This window comes from Sphingomonas sp. 8AM (assembly GCF_902506455.1).
Classification (GTDB): domain Bacteria; phylum Pseudomonadota; class Alphaproteobacteria; order Sphingomonadales; family Sphingomonadaceae; genus Sphingomonas.
Genome location: NZ_LR733844.1, coordinates 2,378,940 through 2,396,061, shown reverse-complemented (window position 1 = coordinate 2,396,061; position 17,122 = coordinate 2,378,940). Strand labels below are relative to the sequence as shown.

Annotated in this window: 18 protein-coding genes; 6 read left to right on the top strand and 12 right to left on the bottom strand. The window is 67.1% G+C overall.

Annotated elements, in window-relative coordinates; all coding sequences use genetic code 11:
• The first annotated feature begins 77 nt into the window (after positions 1–77).
• Positions 78–1,442, top strand: coding sequence for a ribosome biogenesis GTPase Der (gene der / locus BACI71_RS11205; RefSeq protein WP_159758634.1), 1,365 nt, complete (start codon positions 78–80; stop codon positions 1,440–1,442).
• A gap of 80 nt (positions 1,443–1,522) precedes the next feature.
• A complete protein-coding gene (locus BACI71_RS11200; RefSeq protein ID WP_201297359.1) occupies positions 1,523–2,008 on the top strand; it encodes an Hpt domain-containing protein in 486 nt (161 codons plus the stop codon).
• A 13-nt stretch (positions 2,009–2,021) separates the two neighbouring features.
• On the opposite strand, the gene BACI71_RS18150 is transcribed toward BACI71_RS11200, so the two are convergent.
• From BACI71_RS18150 to BACI71_RS11165, 8 genes are all read right to left on the bottom strand, one after another.
• Positions 2,022–2,915 (bottom strand): CatB-related O-acetyltransferase, encoded by an 894-nt coding sequence (locus tag BACI71_RS18150; RefSeq protein WP_328804031.1) that lies wholly within the window; start codon positions 2,913–2,915, stop codon positions 2,022–2,024.
• Positions 2,916–3,074: 159 nt separating this feature from the next.
• The gene (bfr, locus tag BACI71_RS11190; protein ID WP_159758630.1) at positions 3,075–3,590 is read right to left on the bottom strand and encodes a bacterioferritin; all 516 of its coding nucleotides are present in this window, start codon (positions 3,588–3,590) and stop codon (positions 3,075–3,077) included.
• An 89-nt stretch (positions 3,591–3,679) separates the two neighbouring features.
• On the bottom strand, positions 3,680–3,850 hold the full coding sequence (locus tag BACI71_RS17945; protein ID WP_159758628.1) for a (2Fe-2S)-binding protein: 171 nt from the start codon (positions 3,848–3,850) through the stop codon (positions 3,680–3,682).
• Between the two features lie 52 nt (positions 3,851–3,902).
• The gene (locus BACI71_RS11185; RefSeq protein WP_159758626.1) at positions 3,903–5,084 is read right to left on the bottom strand and encodes a DUF418 domain-containing protein; all 1,182 of its coding nucleotides are present in this window, start codon (positions 5,082–5,084) and stop codon (positions 3,903–3,905) included.
• 53 nt (positions 5,085–5,137) lie between these two features.
• Entirely contained in the window at positions 5,138–7,354 is a 2,217-nt protein-coding gene (gene purL, locus BACI71_RS11180; protein ID WP_159758624.1) for a phosphoribosylformylglycinamidine synthase subunit PurL, read from the bottom strand.
• Positions 7,355–7,810: 456 nt separating this feature from the next.
• Positions 7,811–9,235, bottom strand: a complete 1,425-nt coding sequence (locus BACI71_RS11175) for a phospholipase D-like domain-containing protein (RefSeq protein ID WP_236552958.1) — start codon at positions 9,233–9,235, stop codon at positions 7,811–7,813.
• Positions 9,232–9,552: an ArsC/Spx/MgsR family protein gene (locus BACI71_RS11170; protein ID WP_159758622.1), complete on the bottom strand. Its 321-nt coding sequence runs from the start codon at positions 9,550–9,552 to the stop codon at positions 9,232–9,234. The genes BACI71_RS11175 and BACI71_RS11170 overlap by 4 nt, the downstream gene beginning before the upstream one ends.
• A complete protein-coding gene (locus tag BACI71_RS11165; protein ID WP_159758620.1) occupies positions 9,549–10,895 on the bottom strand; it encodes an alkaline phosphatase family protein in 1,347 nt (448 codons plus the stop codon). Before BACI71_RS11165 ends, BACI71_RS11170 begins: the two co-directional genes overlap by 4 nt.
• Before the next feature lie 79 nt (positions 10,896–10,974).
• On the opposite strand from BACI71_RS11165, the gene BACI71_RS11160 reads away from it, so the two are divergent.
• Entirely contained in the window at positions 10,975–11,232 is a 258-nt protein-coding gene (locus tag BACI71_RS11160) for a hypothetical protein (RefSeq protein ID WP_159758618.1), read from the top strand.
• A 128-nt stretch (positions 11,233–11,360) separates the two neighbouring features.
• On the opposite strand, the gene ychF is transcribed toward BACI71_RS11160, so the two are convergent.
• From ychF to BACI71_RS11145, 3 genes are all read right to left on the bottom strand, one after another.
• The gene (gene ychF / locus BACI71_RS11155; protein ID WP_159758616.1) at positions 11,361–12,461 is read right to left on the bottom strand and encodes a redox-regulated ATPase YchF; all 1,101 of its coding nucleotides are present in this window, start codon (positions 12,459–12,461) and stop codon (positions 11,361–11,363) included.
• 70 nt (positions 12,462–12,531) lie between these two features.
• Complete coding sequence (locus BACI71_RS11150) at positions 12,532–13,833, bottom strand: Nramp family divalent metal transporter (RefSeq protein WP_159758614.1); 1,302 nt, start codon at positions 13,831–13,833, stop codon at positions 12,532–12,534.
• Positions 13,834–14,139: 306 nt separating this feature from the next.
• Positions 14,140–15,030 carry a phosphorylase family protein gene (locus BACI71_RS11145; protein ID WP_159758612.1) on the bottom strand — a complete coding sequence of 297 codons (891 nt, stop codon included), beginning with the start codon at positions 15,028–15,030 and terminating at the stop codon, positions 14,140–14,142.
• A 24-nt stretch (positions 15,031–15,054) separates the two neighbouring features.
• On the opposite strand from BACI71_RS11145, the gene BACI71_RS11140 reads away from it, so the two are divergent.
• The 3 genes from BACI71_RS11140 (at position 15,055) to BACI71_RS11130 (ending at position 16,093) form a co-directional block, all read left to right on the top strand.
• Positions 15,055–15,474 (top strand): DUF2147 domain-containing protein, encoded by a 420-nt coding sequence (locus BACI71_RS11140; RefSeq protein WP_159758610.1) that lies wholly within the window; start codon positions 15,055–15,057, stop codon positions 15,472–15,474.
• A gap of 75 nt (positions 15,475–15,549) precedes the next feature.
• The gene (locus BACI71_RS11135) at positions 15,550–15,693 is read left to right on the top strand and encodes a hypothetical protein (RefSeq protein ID WP_159758608.1); all 144 of its coding nucleotides are present in this window, start codon (positions 15,550–15,552) and stop codon (positions 15,691–15,693) included.
• Entirely contained in the window at positions 15,683–16,093 is a 411-nt protein-coding gene (locus BACI71_RS11130) for a type II toxin-antitoxin system death-on-curing family toxin (RefSeq protein ID WP_159758606.1), read from the top strand. The genes BACI71_RS11135 and BACI71_RS11130 overlap by 11 nt, the downstream gene beginning before the upstream one ends.
• A 7-nt stretch (positions 16,094–16,100) precedes the next feature.
• On the opposite strand, the gene BACI71_RS11125 is transcribed toward BACI71_RS11130, so the two are convergent.
• Positions 16,101–17,048, bottom strand: a complete 948-nt coding sequence (locus tag BACI71_RS11125) for a GGDEF domain-containing protein (RefSeq protein WP_159758604.1) — start codon at positions 17,046–17,048, stop codon at positions 16,101–16,103.
• Positions 17,049–17,122 lie beyond the last annotated feature (74 nt).

Here is a 17,122-nt window from a genome sequence, read left to right as displayed (position 1 = left end):
GAGCCGAAAGGCGCTTCCCCACCCCGCATCGCCAGCCGCCCCTATCGCCCGCGCCGATAAATCTTTAGGGCACCCGCATGTCCCGTCTCCCTACCGTCGCGATCGTCGGCCGTCCCAACGTCGGCAAGTCGACGCTGTTCAATCGCCTCGTCGGCAAGAAACTCGCGCTGGTCGATGATCGGCCGGGCGTTACGCGCGACCGCCGCGAGGGCGATGCGCAGCTGATCGGACTCGACTTCCGCATCATCGACACCGCGGGTTACGAGGAAGAGAACCCTGATTCGCTGCCGGGCCGGATGCGGCAGCAGACGCAGGCTGCGGTCGATGCCGCCGACGTCGCGTTATTCGTGATCGACTCGCGCGCCGGCGTCGTACCGCTCGACGAGGAAATCGCGCGCTGGCTGCGCGGATCGGACACGCCGATCGTGCTGCTGGCCAACAAGGCCGAGGGGCGCGCGGGCGATGGCGGCTTTTACGAGGCGATGGCGCTCGGCTTCGGCGATCCGGTCGCCTTCTCCGCTGAGCATGGTGAGGGGCTGGTCGAGCTGTTCGAAGCGCTGTTGCCGCATCTCGACCCGCTTCAGCCCGAGCCCGAGGAGCCGATCGACATCGAGAGCCCCGATGCGCCGCTGAAGCTGGCGATCGTCGGGCGACCCAACGCGGGCAAGTCGACGCTCGTGAACCGGATGCTCGGCGAGGACCGGATGATTACCGGGCCGGAGGCGGGGATCACCCGCGACTCGATCGCGATCGACTGGCTCTGGGAAGGGCCGGACGGTCCGCGTCAGGTGCGTTTGATCGACACTGCCGGCATGCGCAAGCGCGCCAAGGTGCAGGACAAGCTGGAAAAGCTGTCGGTCGCCGATGCGCTGCACGCCGTCGATTTCGCCGAGGTGGTCGTGTTGCTGCTCGATGCGACGCTCGGGCTGGAGTCGCAGGACCTTCGTATCGCCGATCGCGTGCTGGAAGAGGGCCGGGCGCTGGTGATCGCGCTCAACAAATGGGATGTCGCAGAGAATGCCTCCAGCCTGTTCAACGGCGTCAAGAAAGCGCTCGATGAGGGATTGGCGCAGGTCAAGGGCGTGCCGCTGCTCGCCGTGTCGGCGGCAACCGGCAAGGGCATCGACCAGCTGATCGCGGCGGCGTTCGAGACGCGCGAGGCATGGTCGCGGCGCGTCGGTACCGGTGAGCTCAACCGCTGGTTCGAGCGCGCGATCGAGGCCAACCCGCCACCCGCGCCGGGCGGCAAGCGGATCAAGCTGCGCTATCTGACGCAGGCCAAGACCCGGCCGCCAGGCTTCGTGCTGTTCGGTACGCGCGTCGACGAACTGCCGACGAGCTATCAACGCTACCTCATCAACGGCATTCGCCGCGATCTCGGGTTCGGCGCGGTACCGGTGCGGTTGATGCTGCGCGCGCCGAAGAATCCCTTCGGCAAATAAGCCGCGCTTACCGCACGTTTACCGTTCGCGCTTATGCCGGGCCGCAGGTGTCCGGAGGGCAGCGGGAGACGTAGGTGTCGATGGAAACGAGCAATCTGGTCGATGGTCCGGCGCTGGCGCGTGCCCGTGCCGAGCTGGGTACCGGTTTCGCGCGCATCCTCGGCTATTTCCGCGAGGACGGCATCAAGTCGCTGACCGCGCTGGAGGAAGCCGTGCGCAAGGCCAATGCGGTGGCGATGGTGATCCCGGCGCATACGCTGAAGGGCGAGGCGCGGCAGTTCGGCGCGCTGGCGCTGGCGACGCTCGCCGAAAAGATCGAGGATCACGCGCGGCTCTGCATCGAGCATCACGATTCGCCCGAGGGCGCGATCGAGGATGTTGTCGCGCTACGCCCGGTGCTGTTGCAAACGCTGGCGTTGCTGGAGCGCGAGGCGGGGGTGACCGTCGCGGCGGCGCCGGTGATGCCGGTGGAGGTCGCGCAGCCAACACCGGTCGTGCGACCCGTCGTTCTGTCATCGCTCGGAGGACGCCCCCGCCCGCCCGGGGGGTTCGGGCGCAAGGTGTGACGCCCCACTATCACTATAAATCATCATCGCATTCATGGATCATGCCGGTGGCTGCGCAGTAGCGACAATAGTGAACCTCCCCGGCAGCGTCGATCCGCGCTATTGGTGGATTAAGCAGATCGATACCGCCGGCGAGGAGATTGTGCTGCATCGCGTCGACAGCTTGATCGATGTCGGTAAAATCGACACCTTCAAGAATGGCAAGGTCATAGCGCCACCACCCGATCTCAAGCAATTGCCGTATGATCGCGTCCGTAAAGCGGTAGCGGATGACCTTCGCCGGCGACCCTGCCACGATCGCATAAGGCGGGACGTCCTTCATCACGACTGAGCGCGCACCGATGATCGCGCCATCCCCAATCGTCACGCCACGTCGAACGAATGCGCCCTCACCAATCCAGACATCGTTGCCGATTGTAATTGGCCGGTAGCGTGTGGCCCACAGGTGTTCAACGGCGGCGCGAGATTGCACGAGCATATCGGCGTTCTTCTGTCGAAAGTGATGCTCCGAAGGTGAGTCGAACTTCAGGTTTGTGAGAATTGGATGCGTCGAAAGCAGGTCGGTCGCATGTTCCGATTGTCCGATGACTTGATTGATCGCCAACGAACAATATCGACCGATGCTTCCCACATGTTGCACATTGGCTGGCCCCTCGATGTAGCTGAATGCACCCATGAAGCCGAGTTCATACTCGCCTTCCAGCAGGCGACCGGGGGTCTCGATCAGGACTGATGCGCCGGGGTCCCAAAAAATGAATCTCGCCGCAGGGTCGATATCGAGGCATTGGCTCTTGCAGACTTCCCGAGCTCGATGGCTCAAGCTTACGGTAAAAGACATTCCGATCGACCTAGTGACGTGGCCCTGCTCGAGGATGAGTTCGGCATCCCCTCCTTTATAGGCGGACAAGAACCCGGAGCGTTGCTGTAGGGTGTTAGATGCTGAGACGAGATTTCAGCAAAGCGGGCAGCGGAGGTTCAGCGATCTCCCGAGAAGCGACCTCGACCGTCCAGCAGCGGTCGAGGTCGCTGCCGGCCCCGCATCAGCCTGCGCGGCCGGATGGTGGCGTCACCCCTTCAGGTAGGGCGCCGCGCCGCTTTGCGGCTTGTCATGCTCGCTGATCGAGTTGAGCTGAATGTAATTGTGGATGCCCATCCGCTCGATCATCTCGAACTGGCGCTCAAGCGTATCGACATGCTCTTCCTCACTGGCGAGAATGCGCGCGAAGAGATCGCGGCTGACGAAGTCCTTCACTTCCTCGCTGTACGCGACCGCCGCCTTCAGCTGCGCGACCGCCTCGATCTCCATCGCCAGATCGGCCTTGAGCGCTTCCTCGACCGTCTCACCGATCCGCAACCGGCCGAGCAGCTGAAAGTTGGGCAAGCCGTCAAGGAACAGAATGCGCTCCGCCAGCCAGTCCGCGTGCTTCATCTCGTCGATCGATTCGTGGCGCTCGAACTCGGCGAGCTTGTAAACGCCCCAATGATCGAAGAGCCGGTAATGCAACCAATATTGATTGATCGCCGTCAGCTCGTTCCTGAGCGACTCGTTCAAAAATTCGATGACCTTCGGATCACCCTTCATTGTGTCAGCCTCCAATAGAATGAAGGCCGGATACAGCGACGGGTGCTTCGACGGAAGCCTGAAAACTCTACGACATGAAGATGAGAGCGCTACGCAGCCGCACGTTCTTCGTTGATGATCTCACGTGCGAAGGCGACGCACTGTCCACACTTGGGCTGACGACCGTAATTCCGATACGCCTGACACGCGGTGGTCGCGCCAGCGCGGGCCGCCTCGCGGACCTGACATTCGCGAATCGCATTGCAAACGCAAACGACCATAATCGCTCCTCTTCTCAGCTCCTGAGTAGCGATAATGAGAATGGATCGCAAGCTAATTTGCGTCGCGTTCGCAATGTTCGCGACGAAGCGTGATCCATGTGCCGCGGGCTGCACAGCGCCACAGCCACTCGGCCGGACCGTGTGTAAAACGAGCGAGCCACCAGCGCGGCCATGCCAGCATCGTGACCCACATTGGTGGCAGCAACAGGTAAAGCGCCGCCCGGTCCCAGCGCGCGAATTGCCCGGCGCCCCAGCCGTAGAACAGTGCGGTGAGCGCGAGGCTGCATCCCAAATAGTTGCTGAGTGCGACACGGCCGGCCGCGGCGAGGCGGCCGTTGCGTACCGTCAGCAGCAACAGCGCTGCGTAGCCCGCCACCCCGATGGGTCGCAGCAGCGGGGGGACGACGAAGCTGGCGAGCACGATCGTGTGGGCGTCGAAGTCGCGTGCGATCGTCCGCGCGGCGATCAGCGCGAAGACCGGCAGCGTCGTGAGTAGCGCGACGGCGGCGATCACGGTGTAACGTCGGCGGGGCCATGCACCGGTCAGGAAGCCGCTACGCAATCCGGCCATGCCGAGCAGCATATAGGCGAGCGTTTCGGGACCATTGGCGAGAAAGGCGGTGAACGGCCCGGCCTCCTCGCGCCACCGCCATATAATCGTGCCGCGCCAGCCGCCGCGCATCGCGGCAATTTCGCGCGCCAGATCGGTCGGCGTGGAGCGGCCGAACACGCGCTCCACGACCGTGCCGAGCCCCGCGATCGCCAGTCCGTTGGCCAGCGCGAGCAACAGGCAGGCGGCGGCGGCGAACAGCAGCAGCCGCAGCGGCGCGGCGGTGAACAGCAGCGCGACGCAGCCGACCAGCGCGTACAGGCTGAGGATGTCGCCGCTCCAGACAAAATAGAGGTGCGCGCAGCCGATCGCGAACAGCGTCGCCATGCGGCGCAGGTGGAGCGCCGCGCCGTTGCCGCCGCGCGCGTCGGCGCGCTCGATGACGAGCAGCATCGACGCACCGAACAGCATTGCGAACAGCCCGCGCATCTTGCCCTCGACGAGCACATAGGTGATCGCCCAGGCGGTGACGTCGGCAGGCGTCGTCCCGCCCCAGGCCGCGGGGGAGAAATAGGCGGCGACCGGCAGCGCGAAGCCGGGCAGGTTGGCGATCAGGATGCCAAGCACCGCCGCGCCGCGCAGATGGTCGAGTGCGACGATGCGGGGCGCGGGGGTGTCGGTCACGGTTCTACCCACAGGCCGTCATTCCCGCGAAGGCGGGAATGACGAAGATTGACCTACAGCGCTGCCTCGACGCTCATCAGCTTGGGGAAGAAGCCCTCGTGCGCGGCGCGCAGCGCGTCGAGCGGCACGCAGAAGTCGCCGCCCGCCAGCTCGAAGATGATCCGCGTCCCGATCGTGCGGCCGAGCGGCTCGGCCTCGACGCCGGCATCCAGCGCCGCCTGCAGGAAGTCGAGCAGCGCATGGTCGTGTACCGTCACGACGTACACGCCCTGATCCTCGGCGAACAGCGAGGCGGCGGTGTCATAGGGCAGCGCGCGATCGATCATCGCGCCGATCCCGCCCGCCAGCGCCATTTCGGCGATCGTCACCGCGATCCCGCCGTCCGACACGTCATGGACTGCGCCGAGATGGCCGGCGGCGATCTGCTGGCGGATGAAGTCACCGGTGCGGCGCTCCAGATCGAGGTCGACGCGCGGCGGCGGGCCTTCCTCGCGCCCGTGCAGCTCGCGCAGCCACAACGACTGGCCGAGGTGGCCCGAGCGCGTGCCGACCACGACGATGATGTCGCCGGTCTGCTTGAAGGCGATCGTTGCGTTCTTCTGCCAGTCCTTGAGCAGCCCGACGCCGCCGATCGCCGGGGTCGGCAGGATCGCCGAGCCGCCGCCGGTCGCCTTCGACTCGTTGTACAGGCTGACGTTGCCCGACACGATCGGGAAGTCGAGCGCGCGGCACGCCTGCGCCATGCCGTCCAAGCAGCCGACGATCTGGCCCATGATCTCCGGGCGTTGCGGATTGGCGAAGTTGAGGCAGTTGGTGATCGCCAGCGGGGTCGCGCCGACGGCGGTCAGGTTGCGCCACGCCTCGGCGACCGCCTGCTTTCCGCCCTCGACCGGATCGGCGAAGCAATAGCGCGGGGTGCAGTCGGTGGTCATCGCCAGCGCCTTGCTCGTTCCGTGGACGCGCACCACCGCGCTGTCGCCACCGGGGCGCTGGACGGTGTCGGCGCCGACCATGTGGTCGTATTGCTCCCAGATCCAGCGGCGGCTGGCGATGTCGGGCGACGCCATCAGCGCGAGCAGGTCGGCGGCGGGGTCCTTGCTCTCCGGCACATCGACCAATGCCTTAGGCGCGGGGGTGGGGACGTGAGGGCGATCGTAGAGCGGCGCGTCGTCGGCGAGCGGGCCGAGCGGGATATCGCAGACGGTCTCGCCCTTGAACTTCAGCACCATGCGCCCGGTGTCGGTGACATGACCGATCACCGCGAAATCCAGCTCCCACTTCTCGAAGATCGCGCGCGCGAAATCCTCGCGGCCCGGCTTGAGGACCATGAGCATCCGCTCCTGCGATTCGGAAAGCATCATCTCGTAGGGGGTCATGCCCTCTTCGCGCTGCGGCACGTCGTCCATGACCAGCTCGATCCCGACGCCGCCCTTTGACGCCATCTCGACCGACGAGGAGGTGAGGCCCGCCGCGCCCATGTCCTGGATCGCGACGATCGCGTCGGAGGCCATCAGCTCGAGGCACGCCTCGATCAGCAGCTTCTCGGTGAAGGGGTCGCCAACCTGCACGGTCGGGCGCTTGGCATCGGCATCCTCGCCAAAGTCCGCCGAGGCCATCGTCGCGCCGTGGATCCCGTCGCGCCCGGTCTTCGATCCGACATAGACGATCGGATTGCCGATCCCGGAAGCGGCCGAATAGAAGATCTTGTCGGTATCCGCGACGCCGACCGTCATCGCATTGACGAGGATGTTGCCGTCATAGGCGGGGTGGAAATTGACCTCGCCGCCGACGGTCGGCACGCCGACGCAATTGCCATAGCCGCCGATGCCGTGGACGACGCCCGAGATCAGGTGGCGCATCTTCGGATGATCGGGCCGGCCGAAGCGCAAGGCGTTGAGATTGGCGACCGGCCGCGCGCCCATCGTGAACACGTCGCGCAGGATGCCGCCGACCCCGGTCGCCGCGCCCTGATAGGGTTCGATGTACGAGGGGTGGTTGTGGCTCTCCATCTTGAAGATCGCGGCCTGCCCGTCGCCGATATCGACCACGCCGGCATTCTCGCCGGGGCCGCAGATGACCTGTGGGCCCTCGGTCGGCAGCTTCTTCAGATGGATGCGGCTCGACTTGTAGCTGCAATGCTCGGACCACATCACCGAGAAGATGCCGAGTTCAACCAGATTGGGCTCGCGGCCGAGCGCGTTGAGGACACGGTCATATTCCTCGGGGGACAGGCCGTGGTCGGCGACGATCTGGGGCGTGATGACGGTCATGCCCGCGCGCATAGCGGGACGGGGGCCGCGATGCCAGATGCGGCGTGGCCGCCGGTGGATGTTGGCGATGTTTGCGCCAAACGCGGTGTGTGGGCGGTTCGGGAGAAGCGGCGAGGGTTTCGGCGCGGCTCAAGGGTAGCAAATCTTGGAGGATGTAGGACAGCCGGCATACGCCGTCGCCCCTGCGGAGGCAGGGGGCTATGGCTGTTTCGTGTTGGCGGAATGCCTGACACATTCGCGTCGGGCGTGTGTCAGGCCGGTTTAATGGACGATGCAGACATGGGCCCCTGCCTGCGCAGGGGCGACGGTGAAGGGGCGTGGCCTTCTTCGGTGGCGCGCCCGCCTTCCAACTCCCGCTTCGTCATTTCCGCGACGGCGGCGATCCAGACGCGCAGGTTTTCGTGAGAGCCGCGACGTCGGAGGTTCTGGATTCCCGCCTGCGCGGGAATGACGAAGTCAGCGCCGCCGCCGCAAGCGCCGGAGCAGCCCGCGCTTTTCGAAGCTTTCGAACATCTCGCCCGGCCCCTCGGGATCGAGCACCTCATTGTCCGCCAGCCATTTCTCGACGCCGTTCAGGTCGTCGATCTCATACGGCACCAGCGTCCGCCCCGACCCGCGCAGCGCCTCGATCGTCGCGATCAGCCCGTCGCGCTCGATCCGCGCGGAAACCTCTTCGATGTTGGCACCAAGGTGCTCCGCGAGCAGGTCGGCGCGGATCGCGGCGATCGTCTCGGGCTCTTCGGTGATCGTCACGTCGCATTCGGTGTCGAGCCGCAGCGAGCGGTTGTTGAAGTTCGAGGAGCCGATGCGGATCGCCACCTCGTCGATCACCGTCACCTTGGCATGGCAATAGATCGCCTCGCCACCGCTGGTGACCGGATGATAGATGCGGAAGCGGCCGTGGCGGTCGCGCTTGCGGAGTTCGGCGACCAGCCGGGCGCGCGCGGTGTCCATCGCGATCGGCTCCAGCCAGCCTTGCGCGGTGACGGGATTGATGATGACGATCTCGGGCGGATCGTCCTCGACCAGCCGCTTCGCGATCGCCTCCGCGATCCGGCGCGACGCGAAATACTGGCTTTCGGCGTAGATGCGTTTCTTCGCGCCTGCGATCAGCGCGAGATACAGTCGCTCGATCTCGAGCACTTGCTCCTGGCCCTGATGCTCGGGCTGGCTGCGCGAGATCGCGACCTCGACGTCGGTGAACTGCGCCGGCAGGCTTTCGGGCCAGCAATCAATGCCCGGTGCGGGCGAGGGCGGGGTGATCGGCGCGCCGCCCGCGATTTCCCAGCGGGTGCGGCACAGATCGCCGAGCGCCTTCGCCACCGGCCCCTGCAAGGCGGTGGTGACGTCGTGCCACGGCTTGTAGCGGAAGCCGTTGGGGGAGCGGCGGTGCGGATTGTCATCCTGATGCTCGCGCGTGTCCCAGCGCTCGTCGGTCATGTCGATTCCGCCGCAGAAAGCGAGGCAATCGTCGATGACGACGATCTTCTGGTGTTGCGATGCGGCCATCGGGTGGTGGCCGTCGAGCTTCAGATGGATGCGCGGCTGTCGCCACCGCCAATTGAGCAACGTCCACAGCGTCTTGCCGCGACCCAGCGTCTTCATCGCGCCGGTGTCCCAGCGCAGGATATGGACCTGCAAACCGGGCGTTCGCTTCACCAGCCAGCTGATGAACGCGCCGACGTCGGCGGGCGCCTCGGGATGATCGTCGTCCCAGGCGAGCCGGATGCGCGCGTCGAAGTCCCAGCCGACCAGCAGGATCTGGTGCTTGGCCTTGAGCATCGCCTGCCGCGCGGCACGGAAATAATTGTCGGCGTCGACGACGGCGGCGGCGCGGGTCGCGCGCGCGACGCGCCAGCGGGTATCCTCGGAGAGCTTCACAGCAGGTCGCGCACGCGCTCGGGCGGGCGGGCGATCAGCGCGCCCTTTTCTGTCTCCACGAACGGCCGTTCGATGGTGGCGGGATCGCGCGCCATCAGGTCGAGCGCGGCGTCATCGTCTGCGATGGCGGGGGCATCGGCGCGCAGCGCGGCGCGCGGCGCGATCCCGGCGCGCGCGCACAGCCGCGCGAGTTCGTCGCGCGACGGCGGGGTCTTGAGATACTCTACGACCGTCACGTTGGCACCGGCCCCAGTAAGAAGCGCCAGCGCCGCGCGCGATTTCGAGCAGCGCGGGTTGTGGAGGATCGTCGCGTTCATCCGGCTGCGTTTGGCAGGGTGCGGCGCTGCGGTCCAGCGATCAGCACGCCGTGGAACGCGCGGTCGCTGCCGTCCAGCCCCCGGCCGGCGGGCAGGCCGAGCAGATCGCGCAGCAGCGGCGCGACATCGACATTGTCGAAGGTCGCCAGCCGCTTGCCCGCGCGGAAGGCGGGCCCGTTGGCGACGAACAGCGCGCGCATGTCGGGCGCGTCATTGTCGAAGCCGTGCGCGCCGTCCGAGACCTGCTTCGTCGGCGCGGTGCTGGCGATTTCCCAGGCGCCGCCGGGGCTGTCGTCGGCGAGGCACAGGAAGGCGGGGATACGCGGGTTCCCGCCGTACCGGAAGCGCGCTGGAAGTTGCCCCTTGCGCCAGCATTGCATGTGCGGATGCGGACGCAGCAGCGCAGCCGCGACCGCGGCGTCGCGCCCCGGAAGCGGCTCGAGCGTCGCATAGGGACCGGTGTCGACGATGCGCGCGTCGGTGGCGGAAACGATCGTGTCGAGCGCGATCGTGCGTCGCGAATCGGTCGGCGCCATGCCATGGTCGGAGACGATGACGAGATTGGCAGGCTGTCCCAGCGTCGCCAGCTCGGCGACGAGCCGCCCGATCGCCGCATCGGCCTTCGCGACCGCCTGCAAAGTGCGCGGATCGGCGGGGCCGAACTGGTGCCCGGCGGTATCGACCTCGTCGAAGTAGAGCGTCAGGAAGCCGGGTCGCGTCACGGCGGGGCGTCGCAGCCAGTCGATGATGCCGTCGACACGCTGGCGATCGTCGACCGCCTCGCCATATTGCTGCCAGTCGTGGGGACGCGTGCCGCCGGTCGTTTCGTGTGGCCAGTCCTTCGCTCTCGTCGCACCCCAGGCGACGCTGGAGCCCGGCCAGAACATCGTGCCCGTGCGGATGCCGGCACGCTCGGCAGTGACCCAGATCGGCTCGGCGGTGTTCCACCAGAACGGATCGTCGGTGGCCATCGTGAATTTCTCACCGGGCCGCGCGGCATCCTCCATGTTGTTGGCGGTGACGCCGTGGCGATCGGGGACCAGCCCGGTGACGAGCGTCCAGTGATTGGGAAAGGTCTTCGACGGAAACGACGGTCGCATCGCCGCGCTGACGCCGGTGGCGGCGAGGTGCGACAGCTGCGGCGTGACGCCGCGGTCGAGATAGTCGGGGCGGAAGCCGTCGATCGAGATCAGGATCGTGACCGGGGCACGCTCCGTGGAGGGCACGGCCGTCGTCGTAACGGGCGCAGGCCGGGTGACCGGCGGCAAGGCGGGCGGATCGTGGCGGAAGGCGCAGGCGGACAGCGCGACAAGCGCGGCGAACGGTAGGACGCGGAACATCATGCCACGCCCTTACGCATCGCATCTTGCAGAACAAAGACCGTTCGCGGAACGTGCGCGCCGCCTCGCGCTTTGTGATCGCATGATCCGCGCGCTGCTGCCCTTGCTGTGCCTGTCGATCGCGGCCTGTGACAAGGGCGGCGAGGACAAGTCGCCGCCACCCGCCCCGCTCCCGACCGCCACCGCCCCCGCGCCGCGCACCCCGGTGATGCAGATCACTCCCGCGCCGGGCGCGACCCCTGCATGGCTGGAACCCCGGCCACACAAGGGCGCGGCGGTGCGTGCGCCGTATGGCGGCACGCTCGACCGGTCAGTGGTGGAGGGCGGGACGCAACGTTAGGGCCGGATGGTGTCTGCCGGACCCGTCATTGCGAGCATAGCGAAGCAATCCTGGGCGTCCTGATCCGGCACTGGATTGCTTCGCTACGCTCGCAATGACGAGTTGCCTGCCGCGTCCGCTTGAACGGATCAGACGTTGAAGCGGAACAGCAGCACGTCGCCGTCGTGGACGACATACTCCTTGCCCTCCTGCCGCAGCTTGCCCGCCTCGCGCGCGCCGGCCTCACCGTTGAACGCGACATAATCGTCGAACGCGATCGTCTCGGCGCGGATGAAGCCGCGCTCGAAGTCGGAGTGGATCGCGCCCGCCGCCTGCGGGGCCTTCGATCCGGCCTCAACCGTCCACGCGCGCGCTTCCTTGGGGCCGACCGTGAAGAAGGTCAGCAGGTGGAGCAGCTCGTAGCCGGCGCGGATCACGCGCGTCAGCCCGGTTTCCTCCAGCCCGAGCTCGGACAGGAATTCGCCGCGATCCTCGTGCGGCATCGTCGCGATCTCGGCCTCGATCGCGGCGGAGACGACGACGGCCTGCGCGCCCTCGGCAGCGGCCTTGTCGAACACCTTCTGCGACAGCGCGTTGCCGTTCGCCGCATCCTCCTCGTTGACGTTGCAGACGTAGAGGACCGGCTTGGCGGTGAGCAATTGCGCCTGATCGAGCACGCGCTTCTCGTCGGGGTCGTTGGTGACGGTCAGCCGCGCGGGCTTGCCGTCGCGCAGCAGGTCGAGCGCGCGGCCGAGCACCAAGGCGCCGAGCTTGGCTTCCTTGTCGCCTTGCTGGCCCTTCTTGGCCAGATTGGGGACGCGCTTCTCGAGGCTTTCGAGGTCGGAGAGCATCAGCTCGGTCTCGACCGTTTCGGCATCCGCGATCGGGTCGACGCGGTTGTCGACGTGCTGGATGTCGTCATTCTCGAAACAGCGCAGCACGTGGACGATCGCGTCGACCTCGCGGATGTTGCCGAGGAACTGGTTGCCGAGCCCTTCGCCCTTGCTGGCGCCGCGCACGAGGCCGGCGATGTCGACGAAGCCGAGCTGCGTCTCGATGATCTTGGCCGAGCCGGCGATCGCCGCCAGCTTCGACAGGCGCGGGTCGGGAACGCCGACGTTGCCGACGTTCGGCTCGATCGTGCAGAACGGGTAGTTCGCCGCCTGCGCCGCGGCCGTCTCGGTCAGCGCGTTGAAGAGGGTGGACTTGCCGACGTTGGGCAGGCCCACGATGCCGCAGCGGAAACCCATTGGGGAAAACCTGTGTGATGAGGAAAGCGCGCCAGATAGGCCAGCGCGCGGGCCGTGGCTAGGGGGCGGTTCAGCCCGCCGCCATCCCCCACAGCAGATAGCCGTTGAGCACCACGATCACCGCCGCGATCACCCATGCCAGCGCCGCCAGCCAGCGCGGCGCGGCGAAGCTGCCCATCAGCCGCCGGTTCGCGGTGTAGAGCACCAGCGGGATCACCGCGAACGGCAGTTGCAGGCTCAGCACCACCTGGCTCAGCACCAGCAGGTCGGTCGCGCCGCGGTCGCCCGCCGAGGCGACCACCGCCACCGCCGGCACGATCGCGATCGCGCGCGTGATCAACCGCCGCAGCCACGGCGCGAGGCGAATGTCGAGGAACCCCTCCATCACGATCTGCCCGGCGAGCGTGCCGGTGACGGTCGAGTTCTGCCCGCTGGCGAGCAAAGCGACCGCGAACAAGACGCTCGCCGCGCCGACCCCGAGCATCGGCGCGAGCAGCCGGTGCGCATCCTCGATCTCGGCGACCTCGAACCGCCCGGCGCTGTGGAAGGCCGCCGCCGCCAGCATCAGGATCGCGGCGTTGATGAAGAAGGCGAGGCCGAGCGCGACGGTCGAATCGATCGTCGCGAGCTTCAGCGCCTCGTGCCGGTCGGCCTCGTCGCTGCCATAGGCGCGGGTCTGCACGATCGACGAATGCAGGTAGAGATTATGCGGCATCACGGTCGCACCGAGGATGCCGATCGCGATATAGAGCATCGCCGGGTTGCGGACGATCTCGGGCGAGGGGACCAGCCCCGCCGCCGCCGCGCTCCAGTCCGGGTGCGCCCAGAACAGCTCGAACCCGAAGCAGCCGGCGATCACGATCAGCAGCGCGGCGATGAACGCCTCGAGCCGGCGGAAACCGTAGCGCTGGAGCGCGAGGATCAGGAACACGTCGAGCGCGGTGACCAGCACGCCGTAGATCAGCGGCATCCCGAACAGCAATTTGAGCGCGATCGCGGTGCCGAGCACCTCGGCCAGATCGCAGGCGACGATCGCGATCTCGGCGAGCAGCCACAGGATCCACGCCACCGGGCGCGACGAATGCTGCCGGCACGCCTGCGCCAGATCGAGACCGGCGCCGACCCCGAGCCGTGCCGACAAGGATTGCAGCACGATCGCCATCAGGTTCGACAGCAGCACCACGCTGAGCAACGTATAGCCGAACGCGGAGCCGCCCGCGATGTCGGTCGCCCAGTTGCCGGGGTCCATATAGCCGACCGCGACCAGCCAGCCCGGCCCGACGAACGCCAGCAGCTTGCGCCAGAAGCCCGCGCCCTTGGGGACGGGCACGGAGGCGAAGCTGTCGCCGAGCGAGCGGGTGGTGAGCGTCATGCGCGGGGAGGAATGCGGGAGAAGCGCGAGGGTTTCAACTTAAGACCGATCGACATTCGTCAACCCGCCCCTCTCGTCGCCCCGGACTTGATCCGGGGCCCCGCTTCTCGCCGACGATCGAGGGAGAAGAAGCGGGATCCCGGATCGAGTCCGGGATGACGGAAGTGAGGCGGACGGTTTGCCTTAACCGGGATGGGGTCAACCCCACCCGTCATTGCGAGCGTAGCGACGCAATCCAGGGCGTCCTGGCCCGGCTCTGGATTGCTTCGCTATGCTCGCAATGACGATCGAGTATCCGAACGCGAGTCATGTTGTCGCCGCGGCCGCAAGCCCCAGCACGCGCGCCACGATCGCCGCGTTACGCGCGATCAGCACCGCATCGCGCTGCGCCGGCGCGGTCATGATCGCGCCGTCCAGCGCGGTGTCGATCGGCGACGGCGTGCGCTCTGGCGGCAGATGCCGCAGCAGATGCGCCACCGCCGCGCGCGCGATCCGGCCGTTGGCGGCCATCTGCGCGACGATCTCGGCGACATCGACCGCCGCACGATCGTCGCGCCAGCAGTCGTAATCGGTCACCATCCCGACCAGTGCATAGGGCAGCTCCGCCTCGCGCGCGAGGCGCGCCTCGGGCATGGCGGTCATGCCGATCACGTCGCAGCCCCAGTCGCGGTAGAGGCGGCTTTCGGCGCGGGTCGAGAATTGCGGCCCTTCCATCGCCAGATAGGTCGCGCCCTCGGCGACGCGCCCGCCCGCCGCCGTGATCGCCGCCGCGGCGAACGCCCCCAGCCGCTCGCAGGTCGGATCGGCGAGCGAGACATGCGCGACCAGCCCGCTGCCGAAGAACGAGGCCGCGCGCTGCACGGTGCGGTCGACGAACTGGTCGACGATCGCGAACGTGCCGGGTGGCAGCTCCTCGCGCAGCGACCCGACCGAGGAGGTGGCGAGCAGGTCGGTGCAGCCCGCACGCTTCAGCGCGTCGATATTGGCGCGCACCGGAATGTCGCCGGGCAGGTGGACATGTCCGCGCCCATGACGCGGCAGAAAGCGGATCGCGACATCCCCGATGCGCCCGAACAGGATCTGGTCGCTGGGCGTGCCCCAGGGCGTGTCGACCGGGCGCCATTCGGCGTCCTCCAGCCCGTCGATCGCGTAGAGGCCGGAGCCGCCGATGATCCCGATCGTCCATTGCGCGTTCATCACTGATCTCCGATAGTTCCGCACATGCGTATCATGCTCCCCGCCGCGCTTGCGCTGCTCGCCGCCGTCGTCCCCGCGACCGCCTCCGCCGCCACCCCGATCGCCGGACGCTACGTCACCGAGGACGGCGCCGGCGTCATCACGGTCGGCCCGTGCGGCAGCGTGACCTGCGGCAAGCTGACGACGATCCTCAAGAAGCGCCCCGGCGCCCCCGACACCGACGTCAACAACAGCGACGCGAGCCTGCGTACGCGTCCCGTTCTGGGAATGCCGATCCTGTCGGAGTTCAAGGATGCCGGCAAGGACTGGCGCGGCAAGATCTACGATCCGCGCAACGGCAAGACCTACAAGTCGATCGTGGCGAAGAACGCCGACGGCACGCTGGCGGTGAAGGGCTGCATCGCCTTCTTCTGCCAAACGCAGACGTGGCGCCCGGCGAAGTAGGCGTTTGGCGTCCTCGTTGCGTCCGGCTGGGCGAGAGCGTATCTTCGCTGTGACCCGGTTAACGAGGATGTCGTCATGAGCCAAGCCAAGAAGACGTCTGTCGACGAGCCGCAGTCGCCGGCGGTGGAAGCGCAGCCGCGTCCCGACGCTGATCGCGCGTCGATATTGCATCGGGTAAACGCGCGGTACGAGAACAGCTTGCGCTATCTTGGCCGTTGAGCCGATCTGGCTCACGACGGCGGACATTCTGGCTATCCATGAGGATCAGATTGCCCGCTATGGCGGCTTGGACGGCATCAAGGATTGCGGGCTGGTCGAAAGCGCCGTCATGTCGCCACGGCATGTCGCGTATTACGAAGGCGAACGCGACCTATTGATGCTGGCGCTGGTCCTGTGCCGGGCACTGGCGCGAGACCACCCCTTTATCGACGGCAACAAGCGCACTGCCGCCGTGGCGATGCTCATGTTCCTCGAACTGAACGGCCACGAGTTGATCATGCCTGATGATGATGCGGAAGCACCGATGCTGGGCCAGATGGTCGAACTGCTGACCATCGGCGGCCTGTCGCTTCCGAACGTCTACGCCAGCTTCATCAACTATCTGCACCCGGTGGCCTAAAGCCCGCTCACCCCTCCAGCTGGTTCCCGCCGTGGCTGGCGGCCAGCGCGGCATTGGCGCGGGCAGCGATCAGCGAGCCTTCCTGTCCGCCCGCCGCACCGGTCGCGATGCCGGCGGAGGCAGTGACGGTGCCGATCGGCTCACCCGAGCCGCGCAGCCGCAGCCGCCGCGCCGCGAACGAGGACAGCGCCTGATCGGTCAGCACGCGCGCGGTCGCAACCGGCATCCCGCGCGTGATGAAGACGAATTCGTTACCGCTCCAGCGGATCAGCTCTTCCTCCGCGAATGTCTGCTGCAGCGTCGCGGCGAAGGCGTTGAGGACATTGTCGCCGACCGCGCGGCCGAAACGATCGTTGATGGCCTCCAGCGTGTCGACGCTGAACGCCAGCACGACATGCGCCTCGCCGCCCGCATCCGCGCGCGCCATCACGTCACGCGCGCCGCTGCGGTTGAGCGCCTGCGTCAGATTGTCGCGACCGCTGTCCTCGGGCGGCGGGGAGGGGACGATATTGTCGCGCAGCTGGATCACCTCGCTGCGTAGTGCCGCCAGCTCGCGCTCGGCGTCGGACAGCCGGTCGATGAACGCGGTGGCGTCGGGCGGCGCGATGTCGGCGGTGCCGACCAACGCGCCCATGTCGCGGCCGAGCGCCTCGGTCAGGTCGTGGGCGTCGCTGGTGAGCGTGCCGAGTTCCTGGGCCTGTCGCATCACGGTGCGTTCGCGACGATCGAGCGTCTGTTCGCGCGGCGGGGAAAGGTAATGGTCGACGAGCGTCTGGACGGTCGCGGTGGTCAGCCGCAGCCCGCCATCGGTCTGCGCGGCGACCGCTTCCGACAGGCGCGACCCCGGCGCGCCGATCACCGCCAGCGCAAATTCATAATGCGACGGCGACGGGTCGAGTTGATGCAGTTCGAGGAAGTTGAGCGCGCGGCGCGCGCGATCGAACGCTGTCCTCATCGCCCCTTCTTCCGCAGCTCGGTTCGATCCCTCTATTCGGCAGCATTGTTAAAGTGACGTAAATGCCCGGAAAA

What these genes read in the sequence shown, in the direction of transcription:
- bfr (WP_159758630.1), bottom strand. Translation starts at nt 3,590, where the DNA reads ATGAAGGGTGATCCGAAGGTCATCGAATTTTTGAACGAGTCGCTCAGG.
- BACI71_RS11170 (WP_159758622.1), bottom strand. Translation starts at nt 9,552, where the DNA reads ATGAACGCGACGATCCTCCACAACCCGCGCTGCTCGAAATCGCGCGCG.
- BACI71_RS11200 (WP_201297359.1), top strand. Translation starts at nt 1,523, where the DNA reads ATGGAAACGAGCAATCTGGTCGATGGTCCGGCGCTGGCGCGTGCCCGT.
- BACI71_RS11125 (WP_159758604.1), bottom strand. Translation starts at nt 17,048, where the DNA reads ATGAGGACAGCGTTCGATCGCGCGCGCCGCGCGCTCAACTTCCTCGAA.
- der (WP_159758634.1), top strand. Translation starts at nt 78, where the DNA reads ATGTCCCGTCTCCCTACCGTCGCGATCGTCGGCCGTCCCAACGTCGGC.
- BACI71_RS17945 (WP_159758628.1), bottom strand. Translation starts at nt 3,850, where the DNA reads ATGGTCGTTTGCGTTTGCAATGCGATTCGCGAATGTCAGGTCCGCGAG.
- purL (WP_159758624.1), bottom strand. Translation starts at nt 7,354, where the DNA reads ATGACCGTCATCACGCCCCAGATCGTCGCCGACCACGGCCTGTCCCCC.
- ychF (WP_159758616.1), bottom strand. Translation starts at nt 12,461, where the DNA reads ATGGGTTTCCGCTGCGGCATCGTGGGCCTGCCCAACGTCGGCAAGTCC.
- BACI71_RS11160 (WP_159758618.1), top strand. Translation starts at nt 10,975, where the DNA reads ATGATCCGCGCGCTGCTGCCCTTGCTGTGCCTGTCGATCGCGGCCTGT.
- BACI71_RS11140 (WP_159758610.1), top strand. Translation starts at nt 15,055, where the DNA reads ATGCGTATCATGCTCCCCGCCGCGCTTGCGCTGCTCGCCGCCGTCGTC.
- BACI71_RS11145 (WP_159758612.1), bottom strand. Translation starts at nt 15,030, where the DNA reads ATGAACGCGCAATGGACGATCGGGATCATCGGCGGCTCCGGCCTCTAC.
- BACI71_RS11165 (WP_159758620.1), bottom strand. Translation starts at nt 10,895, where the DNA reads ATGATGTTCCGCGTCCTACCGTTCGCCGCGCTTGTCGCGCTGTCCGCC.
- BACI71_RS11135 (WP_159758608.1), top strand. Translation starts at nt 15,550, where the DNA reads ATGAGCCAAGCCAAGAAGACGTCTGTCGACGAGCCGCAGTCGCCGGCG.
- BACI71_RS11150 (WP_159758614.1), bottom strand. Translation starts at nt 13,833, where the DNA reads ATGACGCTCACCACCCGCTCGCTCGGCGACAGCTTCGCCTCCGTGCCC.